The following is a 19,713-nucleotide window of genomic DNA, read 5'->3' as shown; positions in this document are numbered from 1 at the left end:
ATGTCCTGTTGCAAAACATGATGGGGAAGCAGGTCACCAGGCCGCCACCGTGCCGTCGGAGCGCGGGTCCCCGGCGCCTTCGATCATCCCGTCGGGATGGCGAACGATTGCGCCGGCATGACCCATGACGGAATTGAGCGGTGCAACCGGTTCGATTTCATGCCCCGCCTTTGTCAGAGCCGCGACGAGGCCGGCATCAAAGCCGGCTTCCAGCTTCAGCGTCGTGCTCTCCTCGCCCCAGGTCCGGCCGAGAAGCCAGCGTGGTGCGCACAAGGCTTCCTGCAACGGCGCACCATAGCGGGCATAGCGAGTGAACAGCGCCGCTTGTGTTTGTGGCTGACCTTCGCCACCCATCGTCCCATAGGCCATGACGCGCCCGTCATCGAAGCGGGCAAGGGCCGGGTTCAATGTGTGAAAAGGCCTGCGGCCAGGTTTCAGCGCATTCCAGCCATCGGCTGCAAGACGGAAGGACGCGCCGCGGTTCTGCCAAGTGATGCCGCTGCCGGGCAGCACGATGCCTGAGCCGAATTCGAAATAGGTGGACTGGATGCAACTGACGACCTGCCCCCGCGCGTCCGCCGCCCCGAACCAGGTCGTGTCGCCCAGCGCCGAGGGGTGCGGCCACGGCAATGCGCGGGCCGGATCGATGCGCGCCGCCATGGTGTCAAGGGCGGCGCCATCGTCGAGCAACGCCTGGGCATCGACCGTCATGTAGGCCGGATCGCTGCAATGCGCATCGCGCCAGATAAAGGCCTGCTTGGTCGCTTCGATCAGCCCGTGAATGTGCGCAAATTCATCTGGGCCGCCAGCCTCGAGCCGGTCGAACAGGCCCAGGATCAGCAGCGAGGCGATGCCCTGCGTCGGCGGTGGCATGTTGTAGAGACGCGCACCGCCGATGGACAGACTAAGCGGAGCGACATGCGAAGCCGTGTGCCGGGCCAGATCGTCCTGCGTGACCGGACTGCCCAGCGCGGCAAGGTCGGCAGCGATGCTACACCCCAGCTCACCGCGGTAAAAGCTGCCGAGCCCGTCGCGCGCCAGTCTTGCCAGGGTTTCGCCGAGCGCAGGCTGTCGCAGCCGATCGCCCTCGCGGAGCGGCCTGCCTTCCGGCTCGAAGATGGCGGCGTAAGCGCCCGGCTGGTAGCGAAGTTCATCGCCCTTGGCTGCCGCAACATTCGCACCGCCTCGCGTTATCGCCACGCCATCGCCGGCGAGCGCAATGGCAGCGCGCAGCAAGCGGTCAAGCGGCAACATCCCGCTGTCCCCGGCCAGCGCTGCTTCCCAGCCCGAGACAGTGCCCGCCACCGTATTCGTGGCGAGCGGTCCGCGCCAAGGGATGACCGTATGCCCTGCGTAAAGCGTGAGGTCGGCCCCGGAAGCGGCTTTCCCGCAGGCATCGATCGCGCGCACCGTTCCGTCCGGCTCGGCGATCAGCCAGAAGCCGTCGCCGCCGATGCCGGTCATGTGCGGATAGACTACCGCCAGCGTCGCCGCGACCGCAACGCACGCTTCGACGGCCGTGCCGCCATCCTTGAGAATGTCGAGGCCAGCCTGACTCGCCAGGTGGTGCGGCGCGGTAACCATCCCGCGATAGGCACGTGGCGTGTGCAGCATCAGGAGGTCTGCCCCATCAGCGAGACATGCGCGGCCACGATGCGCCAACCCTCTGGCAAACGGACCCAACTCTGGCTTTGCCGGCCGATCGTCTCGCCGCCAAGGCGCTGGAACTCGACGTTGGCGACGGCGAAGTCGCGCCCGAACGTGGTGATCGCGATCCTGCGCACCGTGCGCGGCGGCGATCCTCCTTGGCGCTGCCGACGGAACGCCGCGATTTCGGCCTCGCCATAGAGATTCTCGCCCACGCCAAAGCGCACCACTTGCGGGGAGTGCCAGAACATGGCGTCGAGCGCCCCGATGTCGTTGCGGTCAAGCGCATCTTCGTAGCGCTCGACCAGCGCGGCGATCTCGGCATGAGTTTCAGGTTCGTCGATCATCATGGCGGCGCACTGGTCCTTTCCGGTAGCGCATCCGAGCTATCAGCGTCGCCACTGTGCAAAAAGCATCGTTATGCGTCTGTTGCGATGCTTCAAAGGCAGCAATAGAAACCTGGTCCGGCAAAGCGCGGAAATAGGTCGCTTGATCAAGCGACATCCCCTGCGTCCCCTTTTTAGCATCAATATTGAGCAAAAACGGTTCTTTTAAGTGCGCACAGACTGCGATTGTATGAGCAGCAGCAACACCGCGTGATCGGAGCAGGAGCATCGGCCTGGTGCGCCCGACAAACGTCTGGGGAGAGGTCCGGGAGGGGCCGTGCTCAACATCGCTGGCACAACCATGCCGGCTCTTCGGGGGACCATATCATGACGATCTTCAATACCGGACATATCAGAAACCGTTTCCGTACCGGCGCATCCCTGCTGCCGATGCTGTTGCTGCTTCCCGCTGCTGCGCATGCCGCGGATGCATCCGCAAATGCGGATGAAGCTTCCGACGCGGGTGCCGGCGAGATCGTCGTTACCGCTCAGCGGCGTGAGCAATCGACCATGGACGTCGGCATCAACGTGACGGCGATTTCCGAAGAACGCCTCAAGGTGGAGCGCGTCGAGCGCATCGGCGAGCTCAAGCAGCTGACGTCCAACGTCGAGGTCCGTGAAATCCGGCCCGGCGGCGGCCAGCCGGTGATCACCATCCGCGGCGTCGGCATGAACGACTTCACCGTTGCCAGCAACCCGTCGACCTCCGTCTATTTCGATGGCGTCTACAGCCCGAACATCGGCACGATCAGCCAGCAGTTCTTCGACGTTCAGAGCGTCGAGATCCTGAAGGGCCCGCAATCGACGCTTTATGGCCGCAATGCCACGGCGGGAGCCGTCACGGTTAGCTCAGCCCAGCCGACAGATACCTTGTCCGGCTATCTGACCGGCGGCCTCGGCAATTACCGCGCTTTCGAAGGCGAAGGAGCCATCAGTGGGCCGATCGGCAAGAGACTCACCGCGCGCATCTCGGTCAGAACGCGGCAAATGTACGACGGCTGGATCAACAACCTTTACCCCGGTGGCCATGATATTGGCCAGATCCACCAGGTGGCCGTACGCGCGCAGCTAAAGTGGGAAGCGACGGACAGCCTGACGCTGCGGGGCATCTTCGGGTATCAGCACGAGGACGACGAGCCGGGCGCCTTCACCGCCTTTGGCCGTCACGTCCCTGGCGGCGCGCCGGGAGCCACGACGCCTTTCTGTCCAGTATCGCTGGCCAACCAGATCGATTTCGGCAACACTTGCGCTTCGCTCTTCGGCGCGCTGCGCACCTCCACCGATGTCCATACGATCAGCGAGAACGATCCATGGACCGTGAAAGGCAAGGCCTATACCGGTACGCTGATTGCGACTTGGCGCGGCGATGGTTTTGCGGTCACTTCGACCACCGGCTATCTCCACTGGCAGGAAAATTACATCAAGTCCGACGCGCTGCCGATTACCGAGCAGACGGCAATTCTCGACCAGCGTACCTGGCAGTGGTCGCAGGACCTGCAGATCGCCTCGACCGGTACTCGCCCGTTGGAGTGGATGGGCGGTGTCTATCTTTCGACGGCGAACACCAATAACCCGACCTACACCATCGCTCCGATCCAGAACGGCAACTTCATCGGCACCAACAGCGCCGACACGCGTACGGCGCAAGCCTATGCTCAACTTGACTGGAACGTGACCCCTACGCTGCAACTCACCGCCGGGGCACGCTACATCCACGAATTCAACAGCAAGATCGGCGGCACCTGGAAGGACGTCAACAAGAACGGCGTCGTCGACGTCGGGGACGTCAACCAAGCCTTCATGGACGACTCTATAAAACAGGATGCCGTGTCCTGGAAGGTCGGCGTCAACTACAAGCCAAGCCGCGACACACTGATCTATGGTAGCATCACGCACGGCTTCAAGAGCGGCGGCTTCATAGCCCCTGCGGTCGCGACGAACTCCTCGCAGCTCCTGCCGTACAAGGGCGAACACCTCTATGCGTTCGAAATCGGCTGGAAACAGAACCTCTGGGACAATCTGGTCAGCCTCACTACCAGCCTGTTCTATTACAAGTACAACGACATGCAGACCAACCAGCAGCAGCTGGTCGGCAACCTCCTCGTCAACCGCTTCGCCAACCTGTCCGACGCCCATATCAAGGGCGTGGACTTCGAACTGGCGGTGCGACCGGTGCGCGGAATGGAGCTGCGCTTTGACGGTGGGCTTATCGATAGCTGGGTCGGAGCTTTCACCAGCGGCGGCGTGAATTTCCCGGCGGGCAACCGCTTCGCGAATGCGCCGACCTTCACCGGCTCGGCCTCAGCCCGCTATCGCTGGGCTGTCACCGATGATCTCGACATGTCGCTGAGCGGATCTGTCCACCGCCAGAGCAGCGTTTTCACCAATACGGAGAACACGCCGATCTACCGGATCGACAGCGACGCGACGCTCGTCAATGCCCAACTGCAGCTCATCATGCCGGAAACGGGCTGGACCGCGTCGCTCTGGGCGAAGAACCTGACCAACGACGAATATACAAACAGCACGTTCCAGAACGGCTCGGCGGTGAACACGGTCTACAACATGCCGCGCACTTACGGCCTGTCCTTCACCAAGAAGTTCTGAGGAAGATCATGCGCATCTACACGCCACCAAGGCCTGCCGCGGTAATCCCGGTGATCGACATTTCGGGGCCTCCGGCGGCGGTGGGGAAGGCGATAGGCAAGGTCTGCCGCGAGATCGGTTTTTTCTACATCGCCGGTCACGGCGTTCCAGAGGAATTGATCGCGCGGCAGTTCGCCGCGGCCAAGGCGGTGCTGGACACGCCGCTTGCCGAAAAACAAGCACTTCACATGAAGAACTCCCCCGCCGGTGCCGGCTTCGAGCCGATCGGCGCGCAGATACTCGACAGCCAGGAGGATGGCGGCGACTTAGCGCCCGTCGATCTCAAGGAAAGCTTCTACTGCACCACGAACCTTCCCGCCGAGAACGCGCGCACGCAGGCCCGGACATCCGGCCACAATCAATGGCCGGATCTCCCCGGATTCCGCGAGCAGACCCTGGTCTATGGCGATGCCTTGCAGCTTCTGGGCGACCGGGTTCTGCAACAGATCGCGCTCTCGCTCGAGCTACGGGCGGACTGGTTCGCGCCGTACTATGCCGGTGCCGAAGCCAAGCTCAGGATGCTGCGCTATCCGCCGCAAAAGGCCGATGCGGAGTTCAACCAGATCGGCGCTGGCGCGCATACCGACTGGGGCGGCATCACCCTGCTGGCGCAGGATTCGCTTGGTGGACTGGAGGTGTGCGACGTCAACGGGACGTGGGTCAGGGCCGATCCGATTCCCGGTACGTTCGTCGTCAACCTGGGGGACCTGATGATGCGCTGGACGAACGGACGCTATGCCTCGAACTTCCACCGGGTCCGGAACAATCACGGCGCAGCGGATCGCTATTCGCTCGCCTTTTTCTACAGCCCGCGCAGCGACGCCGTGATCGATCCGATCCCGTCCTGCATCAATGCCGACCGGCCTCGCCGCTTCGCCACCTGCACGGCGGGCGAGCATGTCCGCGAGATGTTCCGCCGCTCATACGGCTATTGACCGTCTTCGCAAAAGAAAGGACGCGCTGGTTCGCCATGCGGATCGGCGCGTTACATTTCGTTGGCAGGCAGCGCCGCGCATCAGGCTCGCCGGGCATAGAGGAATAGCGCCGCTGCGCTCAGCAGCAGGAAGGGACCGAAAGCGACCGCAACCGCTATTGTCGGCAGGTTCCAGGCGAGCAGCCAGCCCCCGGCCAGCGGGCCCAGACTGCCACCGATCAGGCGCGCGAGGCCGATCGTGAACCCCAGCGCGGTTGCCCGCATCTCCTGGGGATAGACCTGTACCGGCGCGGCAAGAGCGCCGCCGAAAGCGCCATTGATGCACAAACAGATGCAGCAGCAGCCAAGCACCAGACCCACGAAGCTGCTGGGAAGGCCCACCGCTGCGGTCAACACGATCGCGGTTACGGCAAAGATCGCGGCTAGAGCCCGCAATCCGTTGCGGTCCATAGCCCAACCGGTGAGGAGCGCTCCAGCAAGACTGAATGTTTGCGCGAGCGCGTTGGCAAGCGCGACCTTCTGCATATCGGGATCGTGCCGCAGCAGCAGGGAAGGCAGCCAGAAGTTGAAGAAGAAGGAAGTCGCGTAGATCGTCGTCATGACGAACAGGAGGACGAGGGTCGCACGCCGGTAAACAGGAGCGAACAGCGCTCCAACATTATGCGAAGGTCCCAGAGCTGCGGTCGCTTCATGGACGGGCTCGCGCACGAGTTTCAGGATCGGCAGCGCAAGCACCAGGGCGAACAGCCCGCCGACATACATCAGCGACTGCCAGCCGTGGTCCGGCACAAGTACCGCCGCCGCCAGACCCGAGGCGACTATGCCGATGGCAATGCTGGCGGACAGCAAGGCCGCCGTCGCCGCCCTCCGCGACGGGGTAACCGCGTCGCATGCCAGTGCGATGGCGCTCGGCACCGAGGCACCGAGCGCCAGGCTCGACAAAATGCGCACAGCCGCCAGTTCAGCCATATTGGCGACATGCGCGGTGATCAGCGTAGCAAGGCCAAAGACCACGAGGGCGACGATCAGGCAAGGCTTTCGGCCGAATCGATCGGCGATCACGCCAATGCCCATCGTGCCGATCGCCGAAGCGACGACACTGGCGGCGAACAAGTTGCCGATCATCGTTGGGCTGGAGCCCCATTCGCGTATGATGATCGGGGCCGCATAGCCCACGGAGTAGGTGTCGAAGCCTTCGGCCACCATCGCCAGCGCGCAGAGCGCCACGGCCGGTCTTGCCGAGGGGACACTTTCCCGCGCCTGCGACAAGTGAGGCGTGATCGTTTGAACACCTGCTGGACTCGTCATCACCACGCGCTCCCCTTAACTGGCAGACACACGCAGGATATGAAAACTTCTCTACAAGAAAAGCATCACTTTGCGTCGTGTGCGCTGCCTTTATGGCAGCAGTCTGACCGGGCTGTTTCTTGCAAAACTATCCGATACGCGCATCCGCAACGTCCCCGGCAAGTGCTGTCACGCGCTCGATCAGATGCTGGGCAAAGTGGCTGGCGATCGAGTCGAGCGGATCGTTTGAGCGCGAAATGAGCCTTAGGGTCTGCGGGTGGAGATTTTCATCATCCAGAGGTATGAAGGCGAGGCGCTGCGAAGCCAGTTCCGTCACGACGTCGAGCGGATTGAGAAGCGCGACCGCATCCGAAGCCGCAACGAAATTGCGCATCAGTTCAACAGAATTGGTCTCCAGCACCGGGGCAACCGCCTCGAAGCGGCTGAAAGCCACATCGATCACGGTGCGCAGACTCATGCCCGGCTCCGCGATTACGAGCCGATAGTCCAGAAGTTCGCTGAGGCGAAGCCGGTCGCGGCTCGCCAAAGGATGGCCGGCCGCGACGATCGCGCCCAGCGGCAGGTCCACCGCGAACAGGGTTTTGAGCCCCGGTCTCGGCGGTATGCTGTACGCTAGCCCAAGGGTCGCTTCGCCGTTCATGACCGCGTTGGCTATCCCCTCGGTCACCGCACTCGAAACTCGCACACGCACACGCGGATAGGAATCGACATAATCGCTGATGATCTGCGACATCGGCCCTGCCGACAGCCCGAGCGTGGTTGCGAGCGTGATGGCACCGCGCTTGAGCCCCTTCATGGCCTCGATCTGCTGCATCGTCTGCTCGTGGGCCCTCAGCGTTTCGCGCACATGCTGGATCAGGACTTCGCCGGCGGCAGTCAGGCGCATGCGGCGCGGCATACGCTCGAACAGCGGTTCGCCCAGTTCCTCTTCCAGCGCGATGATCTGGCGGTTGATCGCGGACGACGCGATGTGGAGCTGCGCCGCAGCCTTTCGGATCGTCCCCACGCGGGCAACGACATCCAGGTACCGCAGCATACGTCCGTGCAACAAGGTAGCGACTCCCTCTGTTGGCGAAAAAAGGCATCACCGCGGTCGCAAATCGATGCTTTTTTCAGTGCAAGGAAGCTTTACCGTGAGGCGGGCCCGGCAAGAAAGGATAATTTGCAATGCCGCCCCACTTTTACCCGGCCCGGCTCTGGCGCGACATGCCGTCATCCGCTTTTCAGGCCCTGCCCGCCAATACCATTGCGATCTTGCCGGTGGGCGCCATCGAGCAGCACGGACCCCACCTGCCGGTCTATGTCGATAGCTGCATCAACGAGGGCCTGCTCTCGCAGGCTCTGAGCGAAGCCCCGGCAGAACTGTCCGTCGTGGCCCTGCCGATCCAGTCAGTCGGCAAGAGCGATGAGCATCTCGCCTTCCCCGGCACGCTGAGTCTTCCGGCTTCGGTGCTGACGGATCTGCTCCTGGAACTGGGCCGATCCGTTCGTAGGGCAGGCATCCGACGGCTCGTCCTGCTCAATTCGCACGGCGGCCAGCCTCAGATCATGGACATCGTCGCACGAACGCTACGGGTTGAGTTAGGCATGTTCGTGGTCAATGCCGCGTGGTCGAAGATGGGCATGCCTCCGGGGCTCTTCTCGGCAGAGGAATGTGCCCATGGCATCCATGGCGGCGAGATCGAGACTTCGCTGATGCTGCACTTGCGCCCTGACCTTGTCGACATGGCGAAGGCGCGGAACTTCGTTTCCTTGAGCAAGACGATGCAGGCTGACTTCGACATCCTGACGCCGGAAGGCAAGGTCGGTTTCGGTTGGCAGATTCAGGACCTGAACCCCGAAGGTGCGTGTGGCAACGCCGCCGCCGCAGACGCTGAGCGCGGCAAGCTGGTCGCCGATCATGCTGCTGCGCGCTTCATTGCCCTTCTCCACGAGGTCGCGCGCTATCCGGTCGAGCGCATCGGCGCTCCGGCCGCTATTTCACAGGCCGCAACCGCATGAACCTCGCCGGTTTCCTCGACCAACTAGGCGATGTGCCGTGGAGCCAGGCGCCCGCCGATCTCAAGCGCAAGAGCAAGGACTATTTCTGGTTCAGCCCGGTGCTGTCCGCGCTGCTTCACGACTGCGAAGCTGACGTGATCGTCTCTCCCCGCTCCGTCGATGAGGTCATGACCGTCGCCGCGGCCAGCGCGCGCACTGGCGTTCCGCTGACGCCGCGCGGCGGCGGGACCGGCAATTACGGGCAGGCCGTTCCACTGAGACGCGGAGCGGTGATCGACATGACCGGCCTTGCCCGGTTGATCGAGGTTGCGGACGGTGTCGTCACGGTCGAGGCTGGCATGACGCTTCACGCGCTGGAGCAGGCGCTACGCGCGCGGGGTCATGAACTGCGCATGTTTCCCTCCACCTGGGAAACGGCGACCGTCGGCGGCTTCGTCTCGGGCGGGACCGGCGGCGTTGGTTCGGTCACCTGGGGCGGTCTGCGCGAACCCGGCAACCTGATCGGCGCCAGCCTCGTTACGGTAGAGGACACGCCCCGCCTGATCGATCTGACCGGCAGCCAATGCAACCTCATCAATCGCACCTTCGGGACGACCGGCCTGCTCGTCCGGCTGGCGTTGCCGGTGCAACCGGCCGTCGACTGGCATGACCTGCTCGTGACCTTCGAACAGTTCGAGGATGCAATCGCCTTTGGCCACGCGATGTGCAAGGCCCAAGGCGTGCAGAAGCGTCTGTGCTCGATCTCGGATGACCGCCAGGCGCGCTATTTCCGACCCTATGTTCCCTATATTCCCGAAGGCAACGCCATCGCCGCGCTGATGGTCGCGCCGGCGGGCCTTGTCGCGGGGCGCGAACTGGCGGCGGCGCACAATGGCCGCGTCACGTTGGAACGCGCTTCGGGAGGGGAAGAAGGCCCATCCCTCCCGATCTACGAACTCGGCTTCAATCACGCGACCCAGCACGTCCTACGGCGCGAGCGCGGCCACACCTATCTGCAGACTATCTTCCCCACGCCCGAAATACTCCACGGCCTACGCACGCGGCTGGGCGACGAAGTGATGTGGCATGTCGAGTTCATCGGCTTCGACGGCGGTCATGTGATGAACAGCCTGCCCGTCGTTCGCTACACCGGCGAAGAGAGGCTCGCCGAGCTGATCGCGATTTTCGAGGACGCGGGCGCGCCCGTCGCCAATCCTCATGTCTACACTGTCGAGGACGGTAGCCGTTACAAGCGACTGCCCGGAGACCAGCTCGGGTTCAAGCACGATGTCGATCCCCAAGGGCTTCTCAACCCCGGCAAGATGCGTACGTTCATGCCGTCAGAGACGCTATAGCCGTGCTCGACCGGACCATGCCGCACAAGACCATTGCGTCCTCCGGCGAAGGCGCTCTTCCCGGCCTCGTCCAGGCATCGATGCTGACTTCGGACGGAGTGCGGCTGGACGCCGACATCTGGATGCCGCTTGGCGAGGAAGATGCGCCGGTGCTCCTGATGCGGCAGGCCTACGGCCGGCGGCTCGGCTCGGCGCTATGCTACGCGCACCCCGCCTGGTACGCACGTCAGGGTTTCATCGTAGTTATCCAGGATGTGCGAGGACGCGGCACCTCCGAGGGCGAATTTACCGCCTTTGTCCATGAGGCACGCGATGGCGCCGAGGCGATCGAATGGGCCGCTGCGCTGCCGCGTTCCAATGGGCGGGTCGGTCTTTATGGGTTTTCCTATCAGGGCACCAACCAGCTTCTCGCGGCTGGACTGCGTCCGCCCGCGCTGAGGGCCATGGCGCCCGCGATGATCGGTTGGGACCTGTTCGCCGACTGGGCGAGCGAGGACGGCGCGCTGCGCCTCGCGTCCAACATCAGCTGGGGTATCCAGATGGCGGCGGGTACCGCCGAGCATCGTGGCGAGATGGCGGCGTGGGAGGAGCTGTTCGCCGCATCGCGCGCGCTCCCGCTCAATGCCCCCGTCAACGCGCGGCCGCCGGTGCTCGAACGCCACCGCGCGCTCGGGCACTATCACGACTGGCTGGAACGCCCCGCCAGCGATCCCTACTGGTCCGCCGTCTCACCGAGCGCCGCGCTCGCGGAACTGCGCGCGGGTGGTGTTCCGGCGCTGTTCGTCGGCGGCTGGTTCGACACCCATCTGCCGGGCACGCTCGCGGGCTTCGATGCACTCGGCGGCGCGCTCATGATCGGCCCCTGGACGCATTTTCCGTGGGACCGCTCCGTGGCCGATCGCGATTTCGGGTCCGCCGCCGTCAGCCCCGTCGACCATGCCCAAGTCCGCTGGTTCCGGCGCTGGCTCATGGACGATGCCAACGTCGAACTCTCGCCGCCGATCTCGCTATTCGACATGGGTACCTGCGAATGGCGGACGGGCGACATCTGGCCGGAGGAGCGGACGACCTTCCATCTGGGTGGGGAAGGCATTGCCTCGGTTGACGGAACAAGCGCAACACTTGGGCCGGCTCCCGGAGAGACTTGCATTGAGTACCTTGTCCACGATCCCTGGCGGCCGGCACCGAGCGTGGGCGGCGCATTCGGCACACCGCCGGGACCTGTCTACCGCGCTAAGGTGGACAATCGTACCGACGTGCTCACCTTCACCACGGCTCCGCTTGAAGATTCGCTGGCGTTGTTCGGCGAAGTCGGCGCCGATCTTGCCGTGGCCTGCGACAGCCCGGCCTTTGATCTTGCCTGCGTTCTCTCGCGCATCGACGCGCGAGGAAGGGTGACCCAGATCGCCGAAGGCCATCGCTCCCTGCTCGCTCACCGGGCGGGGGATCGCATCGCCGTGTCGCTGCGCAAGACCTGCGCCACGCTGCGCCCCGGTGAGCGGCTTCGCCTCTCGATCGCCGCCGCCGCCTATCCGGCCTATCCGGTCAATCCCGGCACCGGACGCCGGCCGGCCGATGCTCCCCGGAGCGAGGCACGGCTCATCACGATCGGGATCATCACCGGCGGCGCGGACGGATCGCTGCTGCACCTTTCGATGGCTCAAGGGCAGACCACCCAACAGGAAAACCAGGACTATGTATGAGATGATGCTAGCCCGCTCGGTCCGCGATGTGGAAGCGCGGCGAATCGCCCCCGGCGATAGCAACTATTTCGCTCTCCTGTTCGATCCGCTGGCCGACGGGATCGAACCGGTCTGCGTCGTGGAGATATTTGCGGTCGGCGGACGGACCCCGCCCAACAGCCACGCGCATGCCCATGAATATTTCTACGTCATTTCGGGCGAGGGTGAGGCGCATTGCGGCGACACCGTCCGGCGCATCACGCCCGGTGACGCGCTGATGCTACGGCCGGGCGCCGAGCATGTCGTCGTCAACACCGGCGCGGCGAAGCTCTACACGCTTACCTTCATGGTGCCGAACGAGGGCTTCGCCGAATTGATCCGCGCCGGGGAGCCGGTAGAACTGGATGCCGAGGACCTCGTTACGCTGACCGGCCTCAAGGCCGCGTGATGGCCGTGATGCACCCGCTCGGCAGCGCCCCGCACAACCAGTGGCGCGTCAATGAAGCCGCCGTGGATTTCGTCCGCACGCCACGCGTCCCGCGACCCGTGGCGATCCCGGCAACGCCGCAGCATATCCGGCTCGACCTTGCCCGCACGGCGCTTGTCATCGTCGATATGCAGAATGACTTCTGTCACGCCGACGGCTGGCTTGCCTCGATCGGCGTTGACGTGTCGCCCGGACAAAGGCTGATCGCGCCGATACATGCGATGCTGGCAGAGGCCCGCAGCGCCAATATTCCCGTCGTCTGGGTCAACTGGGGCAACCGGCCAGACCTTCTGAACCTGGGCCCCTCGACCCTCCATGTCTACAATGCTTCGGGCACCGGCACAGGCCTCGGCAATCCGCTTGCCAATGGCGCACCGGTGTTGCAGGCCGGTAGCTGGGCCGCGGCGATCCTCGAGGAGTTTGGCGATACCGCCGGCGACATTCACGTCGCCAAGTTCAGCATGTCGGGCTTCTGGGAAACGCATCTCGACGCGATCCTGCGGAACCTTGGCGTTACTACGCTACTCTTCGCGGGGGTAAATCTCGACCAGTGCGTGCTATGCACGTTCCAGGACGCGAGTTTCCGGGGCTATGACTGCGTGCTGCTGGAGGATTGCAGCGCGACGACATCACCCGGCTTCTGCGCCGAAGCGACGCTCTACAACATCCGCCAATGCTTCGGCTTCGTCGCCGCGTCGCCCGATGTCATCGATGCGGTGAAGCAGGCATGAGCCTCCAGCCCGAACTCGCCGAACGCATCGCCGCAATGGCGCCGCTGGACGTACCGGACGCCTATGCCGAAAGCGTGGCGCAATGGCTCGATATTCTGGCCGATCATATATTAGCCTTTTCCGGGATTGAATTGCCTGACGCGGTCGATCCTGCGCCGATGTTTCGCGCATGAGCGGCCTCGCACGCCAGGCAGTGCTGCGCAGCCTCGCCGCGATCGCCGATCGGGACGCCGCGTTCAACTGCTTCACTTCCGTCCAGCCCGAACGGGCGCTGGCCGACGCCGACCGGGCCGACCGGACGGGCGCTCCGCTCGCCGGCCTGACCTTCGCCGTAAAGAACCTGTTCGACATTGCGGGTGAGGTGACGCTGGCCGGATCGATCATTCTCAAGGATGAACCGCCCGCAGCGCGTGACGCCTTTCTGGTGGAACGGCTGCGCAGCGCGGGCGCCGCGTTGCTCGGCACACTCAACATGGATGAGTTCGCCTACGGCTTTTCCACCGAGAATCATCATTACGGGCCGACGCGAAATCCGCACGATCCCGCGCGGATCGCCGGCGGATCATCGGGCGGTTCGGCAGCGGCGGTGGCGGCAGGACTGGTGGACGTCGCACTGGGATCGGACACCAACGGCTCGATCCGCATCCCGGCCTCGCTCTGCGGCGTTTATGGCTTGAAGCCTACTTTCGGGCGCCTTTCGCGGCGCGGCGCCTTTCCCTTCGTTGCCAGCCTCGATCACACCGGCCATTTCGCAGCGAGCCTCGACGGCCTTGCCCACGCCTTCGATGCGATGCAAGGCCATGACCCGGAAGATCCAGCCATGCTGGACATGCCGCCCGCCGCCTCGGTCGCGGCGCTGGCCGATAATGGCCGACCGCTGCGCGTGGCACGCCTCGGCGGCTGGTTCGCCTCGGTGATGACCACCGAGGTCGCCGAGGCGATGGACCGGATCGCGGCCGCAGCCGGAGCCGACCGCACTGTCGACCTGCGCGGCGCTGAAGCGGCGCGCTCAGCCGCCTTCACGATCTCCGCCGCCGAGGGTGGGCAATTGCACAGCGAGCGATTACGCACCCGCCCGCAGGATTTCGACCCGGCGACGCGCGACCGCCTTTTCGCAGGCGCGCTACTTCCAGCCGCGGCCGTCCTCCAGGCGCAGCGCGTGCGGACATGGTTCCGCGATCAGGCCGCCAAGCTGTTCGCCGAGCACGATCTTCTCCTCGCGCCCGCCACATTCACCACAGCGCCGGAGATCGGCCAGGCCTCGGTAACGGTCGATGGCAGAACAATCCCGGTGCGCGCCAATCTGGGCCTCTATACCCAGCCCATCAGCTTCATCGGTCTGCCCGTCCTCACCGCACCCGTGGCCGTGGCAGGCCTTCCCATCGGCGTGCAGATCATCGCGCCGCCATGGAAGGAGGAAGCCGCTTTCCACCTTGCCATACGACTGGAACGCATCGGGGAACTGATGGTCCGCCGCGCCGGAAGCGCCGGCAAACCGAGCGGATGAATGGCGCCGCTTCACCGCCAGTCTTGTGTCGTTCTGGGAAAAATCAGTGCTTACCCGGTGATTATTTTTACCATAACACGCTTCACAAATAGACCAGAATATCGACTATTATCAGACTTTTAATGAGTATTCGTACCGATGGTCCGGTATTTTCCGCGACCGGCGTCAGGCACGGCCGGCGCAGCCCGGCCGCGCCGATGTCACCGATCGGAACGCAACAGCCACCAGAGAATGGCGGTCATCAAGGACCAGCTTTCGCAGGTGGAACGATGGCGCAGACCACAGGAATGGGCCTGTCCCGCGTCGGGCGGCCGCCTGCGGAAGACAGGAAGGCTCAGGCGGCGGCGCGGGCGCATGGGGCGAGCTATAGGCCGGTCAAGCAACATGGCGCCGTTCCCTGGTCATGTCGTCATAGACCGCGAACAGCCGGTCGAAATGGTCGTCCATGGTCATGACCGACGAAGCCGACGCCAGCGCCGTCCGGCGCCGCGCCACAGCATCAGCCTGCGCGAAATCGACGATGGCCGCGGCCAGGCTGTCGGCCTGCCCGGCGCGATAGAGCAACCCTCCGCCACTGCGCGCCTGGTCGGACGCACCGCCCTCGTCGGGCACGATGACGGGCAGGCCGCTGGCGCGCGCTTCGGCCGCCACCATGCAGAATGTCTCCGCCTCGCAGCCATGGACCAGCGCGTCGGCGCTGGCGAGCAGTTCGGCAAGCGCCGGTCGCGCATGCATCGGCGCCAGCAACTGGATATGCGGATTATTGGCCGACGCCCGGCGCACCCGCGCCCTTTCCCGGCCGTCGCCGACCAGCACCAGGCCGACCGGCGTCGAAAAGCCCGCCGACGCCACCGCATCGATCACCATGGGCCAGCGCTTTTCCGGCGCATGACGGCCCACCCCCAGCAGCAGCGTCGCCTCCGGCCCAAGGCCGCAACGCTCCAGCAGGCGCGCGCGCAGTCCTTCATTGCGATGCGCCGGGCTGAAATAGCCCGGTTCGACGCCCATGGGCAGGGTCATCACCCGCCGCAGCCGGCCGGCCTCCAGCCGCTGGGACAGGCTGTCGCTGGCGCTGACCACCAGGTCGAACTGCTGGTCCAGCCGGCGCAGATGGCGCCAGAACCAGTCGAACCCGCGATCGATCGCCTCGCGGCTCAGCACCGATCCGAACCAGCGATAGGCATAGGCCGACAACGGATCGGCATGCATGATCAGCGCGCGCGGCGCATCGCCCCGCCAGCGCGCCACCATCGCCGCGCTGGACCAGGGGGAGGACGCCTCGACCAGATCGGGTTGCAACCGGTCCAGCATGGCGTGGAGCGAGGCTTCATCGTCGAAATAGGAATAGCGCCGGTCGAGCGGAAAGCGCCGCGCGGGCAGCATGACGATCCTGCCGCCCCCCGCTTCCACCACCTGGTCGCTGTCCGACGGAGCCAGGATGATGACCTCATGGCCGGCCATCGCCCCTGCGCGCAGCTTGCGTTCGACATAGGTCTTCACGCCGCCGCCGCTGGGCGCGTAGAAAGCGCAGACATCCACGATGCGCATGACCTATTCCTTGATCGGGCCGAAGGAGAAGAGTCCCCGGCGATAATTGACGATGATGACGATGTGGGCCGGGCCGCTGTCCACCGTCGCGCTCGCGGCGGCGGCAGACGGCTTGGACCAGCCCAGCTTGGGATTGCCGGCAAAACCGATGCCGTCGACCGAAATCGAGAAGCGGCGATTGGCGTCGCGATCGTGCAACAGGCTGAGCGCATAGGTGCCGGGGCCCGGCGCGCGGATGCAAAGCTGCACCGGCCCGGCGGCCGGCACCGCCTCCTCGACCCTGCGAAACGGCTTGCCCGCCGCCACCAGCACATTGTCGTCCGCCAGGAAATCCGTGTCGTTGGCGGGGTAGAGTTCCAGCTTCAGCCGACCCTTGCGATCCTTCAGGCCCTTGACCTCGACCAGGAAGGCCGGGCCATTCTCGCTCGCGCGGCACCGGCCCTCCGCCTTGCCCAAATCCGGGCTGGACGGGATGGCCGCGGCGAGCATCAGCATCGCGATCACTGCGCCCGTCCCTCTTTCATGAGGCCGGTCACGCCCAGCGCCATGCCGACCAGCAGGTGCGCCGCCAGGATGAGCGACGCCATCAGCGCCATGGCCGACACGATCTCATTGTCGCGTCCGATCAGGAAGGCGGCCATGCCGGCGAACACCACATCCTTGTTGGGCAGGAAGGGCAGGCGCGACACAAGCTGGCGCAGCGTGCCCAGCAGGATCCACCAGCTCAGCGGAATGTCCGGCAGCAACATGTGCCACATCATCGCCGCCAGCACCGTGGTCGCGATGATGCGCAGCAAATGGATGCCCGCCACCACCCACAATTCAGCGCGCGGCAGGGTGAAGAGCCGCTTGCGCAGCAGCATCGCCACCAGCGACGTCGCCAGCACGAACAGGATCGACCCGCCGACTTCCCAACTGTTGAGCCGCGCATCCACCGCACCCAGCAGCGGCACGGCAAAGGCGACCATGACCAGCGTGACGCCATTGCCGACCAGCGCGGACAGGATGGTCACGTCCTTGATCGCGCCAAAGGGCGCGGTGGTGATCTTCGCGCTGCGCCGCGCCCAGGCGTAGAAATAGACCTCGCCCAGATAACCCAGCAGGATCTCATTGCTCACCAGCTTGCGCAGCAACGCGGCGAAACCTTCGGCCGGGATCGCCCAGAGGCGGCGGAAAATCACCCATTCCGACAGCGGACCGGCCAGGTAATAAAGCGCAAAGGCCGCCCAGAAGGCGATGCTGCCCGGCACCATCGCCCACAGGCTGGCGGGATCCAGCCCGTGAAACTGGTGGAGCGCCACGACCAGGATCAGCACCGACACCAGCGGCCCGGCCCAGCGGGTCCAGTTGCGGCCCGACTGTATCAGCGGCTTGGGGTCCAGCATTGCCTGGTCGATCGGCACGGCGGAGGGAGGAAGAAGGCCGGTAGTGCTGTTGCCGGTCATAGGGGGCTCGTCATTGTGGACGGGATGGAGTGACGTCGCGCGCCGCGGCGAACCTCAGTCGGCCGCGCGGAAATTCCGGCGAAACAGTCGAGATAGGCGGCCGATGCCGCTTCCAGCGTGAACCGCCGCGCCTGCGCCAGGCTGGCGGCGGCGTCCTGCGGCATGGGCGCTTGCGCAAGGGCGGCGGAAAAGGCGGCAAGGTCGCCCGGCGGCACAAGCTGGCCCAGCTCCCCGTCCTCCAGCAGCGATCGCATCGCCGCGCTGCATTCGGTCGCGATCACCGGCAGGCCCACGGCCAGCGCCTCCAGCAGCACGGCAGGCACGCCTTCATAGTCGGACGACAGCAGGAACGCGGCCGCCCCGCCGGTCTGCAGCGCGGGGTCGGCGACATGGCCCATGAACATCACCCTGTCGGCAATGCCCAGCCGCCGGGCGCAGGCGGCAAGCCTGCCCCGCTCCGGCCCTTCGCCAAAGATCTGCAACTGGTCCTCGGCCCCTGCCGCCCGTGCAAAGGTGGCCAGCATCAGCGGGAAATTCTTCTGCCGCGCCAGACGGCCGATGGCGACGAAGCGGCGACCGCTACCCTCGCCTGCCCTGCGGACGGCGCGCAAACGCTCGATCTGGTCGATCGACAGGGCCGGATCGGGAATGACGCTGATCGCACCGGCACCCGGACGGACAAGCGCTGTGATCTCCCGCTCCAGCCCCGGCGCCATGGCAATGAAATGATCGATGAACCGGCCCTGGATGCGCAGCCACAACCGATAGGCGATGCGCGCGGGCCAGATCATGTCGCGCCTTTCCAGGTCGTTGCTGATCTTCGCCAGCACCGGCGGACAGGCGCACCCCAGCAACAGCTTCATCGCCACGGCGACCACGGCATAGCTGTTGCCCGCGCAGAACAGGACATCGGGCTTCGTCCGACGGATGAACCCCGGCAGGGTCATGATCATCCACAGCGTCTCGAAAGCCGCGACGGAAAATCCGGGACCGCGCGGCACATGGGGGTCCAGTCCCTCGCCGGTCTCGCCCCGCATCGCGCCCTCGCCGCGCCCCAGGAACAGCGGCGCATCGACGCCCTGCTCCCGCCAGCGGCGCACCAGCCTCAGCGCGACCCGTTCGACCCCGCCGGGCTCGAAACTGTGGAGGAAAGTCAGGATCCGCATCTCATCCCGCCAGCAGGTCGCCGTAACGGGCGGGCCGGTGCGTGCGTGCCAGCCGCCGCACCACCCGGTCGATGCTCTCCAGCAGGGCCGGCACATGGGCATCGTTCGGATGCACCGCCACCCGCGCGACCGGCGCATGGCGCAGGACCGGCGGCAACAGGCGCGCCGCCAACAGCGACGATGCGATCCGCCCCCGGCTGCGGCTGGCCCAGGTGATGACCGGCCCGCGTGCCAATATCCTGCCCGACGGCGGATGCCACACCCTCATATGGTCCTCCGCCAGCGCAAATCCGCTCTGGCCCAGCGCCTCGCGCGCGGGTGCGCCATATAGCCAGGCCGGCGCCACGAAGCCCGCGACAGCTACGCCTGTGACCTGTTCGATCAGGTCCCGGCCCTCGGCCATGCGCCGCGCCGCCGTCACCCTGTCCAACCCCAGGAACTCGCCCTCACCGGCGGTCATGTGCCTTGCCTTGAATCGCGCGATCGCATCGTCATGGGTCGCCATGTCCTTGTGGAACCAGCCATGGGCGAACATGCTGACCCCCGCCTCCGCCCAGCGGCGCAGCCGCGTCGCAAAGGGCGATCCGGGCAGCAGCGGATGCGCGCCCCAATGATTGGGCACCACCAGCATCGCCAGCGTGTCCGGCGCGGCGTGAAGCGACAGCCGGTCCAGCAACCGGTCGACTTCACCCTCGAATCGCGGGCCGACATCATGAATGGATAGAAGAAGCCGTTTCATGACAGGTTCACGCCCCCCGAACACCTGCGCCGATCGAACGCCCTATGATGCCGGGTGATGACTTCACTGTGACAATTGTCGCCATATCTGCCTTTCGGTCTTGTCTCGATGACGCCACCGCCACGGGACACCGCAGCCCGAACAGGAATATT

19 protein-coding genes are annotated in these 19,713 nt (G+C 65.2%); 9 read left to right on the top strand and 10 right to left on the bottom strand.

The window, feature by feature from the left end; translation table 11 throughout:
- Positions 1–33 precede the first annotated feature (33 nt).
- From MRBLMC3_RS00490 to MRBLMC3_RS00480, 3 genes are read right to left on the bottom strand one after another with little or no spacing between them, the layout of a single operon-like run.
- Complete coding sequence (locus MRBLMC3_RS00490) at positions 34–1,614, bottom strand: gamma-glutamyltransferase family protein (protein ID WP_363824996.1); 1,581 nt, start codon at positions 1,612–1,614, stop codon at positions 34–36.
- A complete protein-coding gene (gene hpxZ, locus MRBLMC3_RS00485) occupies positions 1,614–1,997 on the bottom strand; it encodes an oxalurate catabolism protein HpxZ (protein ID WP_363735305.1) in 384 nt (127 codons plus the stop codon). The genes MRBLMC3_RS00490 and hpxZ overlap by 1 nt, the downstream gene beginning before the upstream one ends.
- On the bottom strand, positions 1,978–2,151 hold the full coding sequence (locus tag MRBLMC3_RS00480) for a hypothetical protein (RefSeq protein WP_363824993.1): 174 nt from the start codon (positions 2,149–2,151) through the stop codon (positions 1,978–1,980). Before MRBLMC3_RS00480 ends, hpxZ begins: the two co-directional genes overlap by 20 nt.
- Positions 2,152–2,360: 209 nt before the next feature.
- Here MRBLMC3_RS00480 and MRBLMC3_RS00475 point away from each other — a divergent pair, with 209 nt between their 5' ends.
- Positions 2,361–4,640, top strand: coding sequence for a TonB-dependent receptor (locus tag MRBLMC3_RS00475; RefSeq protein WP_363824990.1), 2,280 nt, complete (start codon positions 2,361–2,363; stop codon positions 4,638–4,640).
- Positions 4,641–4,648: 8 nt separating this feature from the next.
- On the top strand, positions 4,649–5,614 hold the full coding sequence (locus MRBLMC3_RS00470; RefSeq protein ID WP_363735307.1) for an isopenicillin N synthase family dioxygenase: 966 nt from the start codon (positions 4,649–4,651) through the stop codon (positions 5,612–5,614).
- 80 nt (positions 5,615–5,694) lie between these two features.
- Here MRBLMC3_RS00470 and MRBLMC3_RS00465 read toward each other — a convergent pair whose 3' ends face one another.
- Entirely contained in the window at positions 5,695–6,921 is a 1,227-nt protein-coding gene (locus MRBLMC3_RS00465; protein ID WP_363824988.1) for an MFS transporter, read from the bottom strand.
- Between the two features lie 127 nt (positions 6,922–7,048).
- Positions 7,049–7,957, bottom strand: coding sequence for a LysR family transcriptional regulator (locus tag MRBLMC3_RS00460; RefSeq protein WP_363824986.1), 909 nt, complete (start codon positions 7,955–7,957; stop codon positions 7,049–7,051).
- Between the two features lie 131 nt (positions 7,958–8,088).
- On the opposite strand from MRBLMC3_RS00460, the gene MRBLMC3_RS00455 reads away from it, so the two are divergent.
- From MRBLMC3_RS00455 to MRBLMC3_RS00425, 7 genes are read left to right on the top strand one after another with little or no spacing between them, the layout of a single operon-like run.
- Positions 8,089–8,922 carry a creatininase family protein gene (locus tag MRBLMC3_RS00455; RefSeq protein WP_363824983.1) on the top strand — a complete coding sequence of 278 codons (834 nt, stop codon included), beginning with the start codon at positions 8,089–8,091 and terminating at the stop codon, positions 8,920–8,922.
- On the top strand, positions 8,919–10,256 hold the full coding sequence (locus MRBLMC3_RS00450) for an FAD-binding oxidoreductase (RefSeq protein ID WP_363824980.1): 1,338 nt from the start codon (positions 8,919–8,921) through the stop codon (positions 10,254–10,256). Before MRBLMC3_RS00455 ends, MRBLMC3_RS00450 begins: the two co-directional genes overlap by 4 nt.
- A 2-nt stretch (positions 10,257–10,258) precedes the next feature.
- Positions 10,259–11,959, top strand: a complete 1,701-nt coding sequence (locus MRBLMC3_RS00445) for a CocE/NonD family hydrolase (RefSeq protein WP_363824978.1) — start codon at positions 10,259–10,261, stop codon at positions 11,957–11,959.
- The gene (locus tag MRBLMC3_RS00440; protein ID WP_363824976.1) at positions 11,952–12,386 is read left to right on the top strand and encodes a cupin domain-containing protein; all 435 of its coding nucleotides are present in this window, start codon (positions 11,952–11,954) and stop codon (positions 12,384–12,386) included. The genes MRBLMC3_RS00445 and MRBLMC3_RS00440 overlap by 8 nt, the downstream gene beginning before the upstream one ends.
- Positions 12,386–13,156 (top strand): cysteine hydrolase family protein, encoded by a 771-nt coding sequence (locus tag MRBLMC3_RS00435; protein WP_363824974.1) that lies wholly within the window; start codon positions 12,386–12,388, stop codon positions 13,154–13,156. Before MRBLMC3_RS00440 ends, MRBLMC3_RS00435 begins: the two co-directional genes overlap by 1 nt.
- Complete coding sequence (locus MRBLMC3_RS00430; RefSeq protein WP_363824971.1) at positions 13,153–13,329, top strand: hypothetical protein; 177 nt, start codon at positions 13,153–13,155, stop codon at positions 13,327–13,329. The genes MRBLMC3_RS00435 and MRBLMC3_RS00430 overlap by 4 nt, the downstream gene beginning before the upstream one ends.
- The gene (locus MRBLMC3_RS00425) at positions 13,326–14,663 is read left to right on the top strand and encodes an AtzE family amidohydrolase (RefSeq protein ID WP_363824968.1); all 1,338 of its coding nucleotides are present in this window, start codon (positions 13,326–13,328) and stop codon (positions 14,661–14,663) included. The genes MRBLMC3_RS00430 and MRBLMC3_RS00425 overlap by 4 nt, the downstream gene beginning before the upstream one ends.
- A 375-nt stretch (positions 14,664–15,038) precedes the next feature.
- On the opposite strand, the gene MRBLMC3_RS00420 is transcribed toward MRBLMC3_RS00425, so the two are convergent.
- Genes MRBLMC3_RS00420 through MRBLMC3_RS00400 form a run of 5 tightly spaced genes read right to left on the bottom strand, consistent with a single transcriptional unit; the run spans position 15,039 to position 19,561 of the window.
- Positions 15,039–16,211: a glycosyltransferase gene (locus tag MRBLMC3_RS00420; RefSeq protein ID WP_363753818.1), complete on the bottom strand. Its 1,173-nt coding sequence runs from the start codon at positions 16,209–16,211 to the stop codon at positions 15,039–15,041.
- 3 nt (positions 16,212–16,214) lie between these two features.
- Positions 16,215–16,706, bottom strand: a complete 492-nt coding sequence (locus tag MRBLMC3_RS00415; RefSeq protein ID WP_363826563.1) for a DUF2141 domain-containing protein — start codon at positions 16,704–16,706, stop codon at positions 16,215–16,217.
- 5 nt (positions 16,707–16,711) lie between these two features.
- Positions 16,712–17,656, bottom strand: coding sequence for a hypothetical protein (locus tag MRBLMC3_RS00410; protein WP_363735317.1), 945 nt, complete (start codon positions 17,654–17,656; stop codon positions 16,712–16,714).
- Positions 17,653–18,822 carry a glycosyltransferase gene (locus MRBLMC3_RS00405; protein ID WP_363824966.1) on the bottom strand — a complete coding sequence of 390 codons (1,170 nt, stop codon included), beginning with the start codon at positions 18,820–18,822 and terminating at the stop codon, positions 17,653–17,655. The genes MRBLMC3_RS00410 and MRBLMC3_RS00405 overlap by 4 nt, the downstream gene beginning before the upstream one ends.
- A gap of 1 nt (position 18,823) precedes the next feature.
- Positions 18,824–19,561: a polysaccharide deacetylase family protein gene (locus tag MRBLMC3_RS00400; RefSeq protein ID WP_363824963.1), complete on the bottom strand. Its 738-nt coding sequence runs from the start codon at positions 19,559–19,561 to the stop codon at positions 18,824–18,826.
- Positions 19,562–19,713: the final 152 nt, after the last annotated feature.

Source organism: Sphingobium sp. LMC3-1-1.1 (genome assembly GCF_040676285.1).
In the GTDB taxonomy this organism is placed as follows: Bacteria; Pseudomonadota; Alphaproteobacteria; order Sphingomonadales; family Sphingomonadaceae; genus Sphingobium.
Note: the sequence above shows the minus strand (reverse complement) of the source record. Positions and strands in the feature narration are given on the sequence as shown.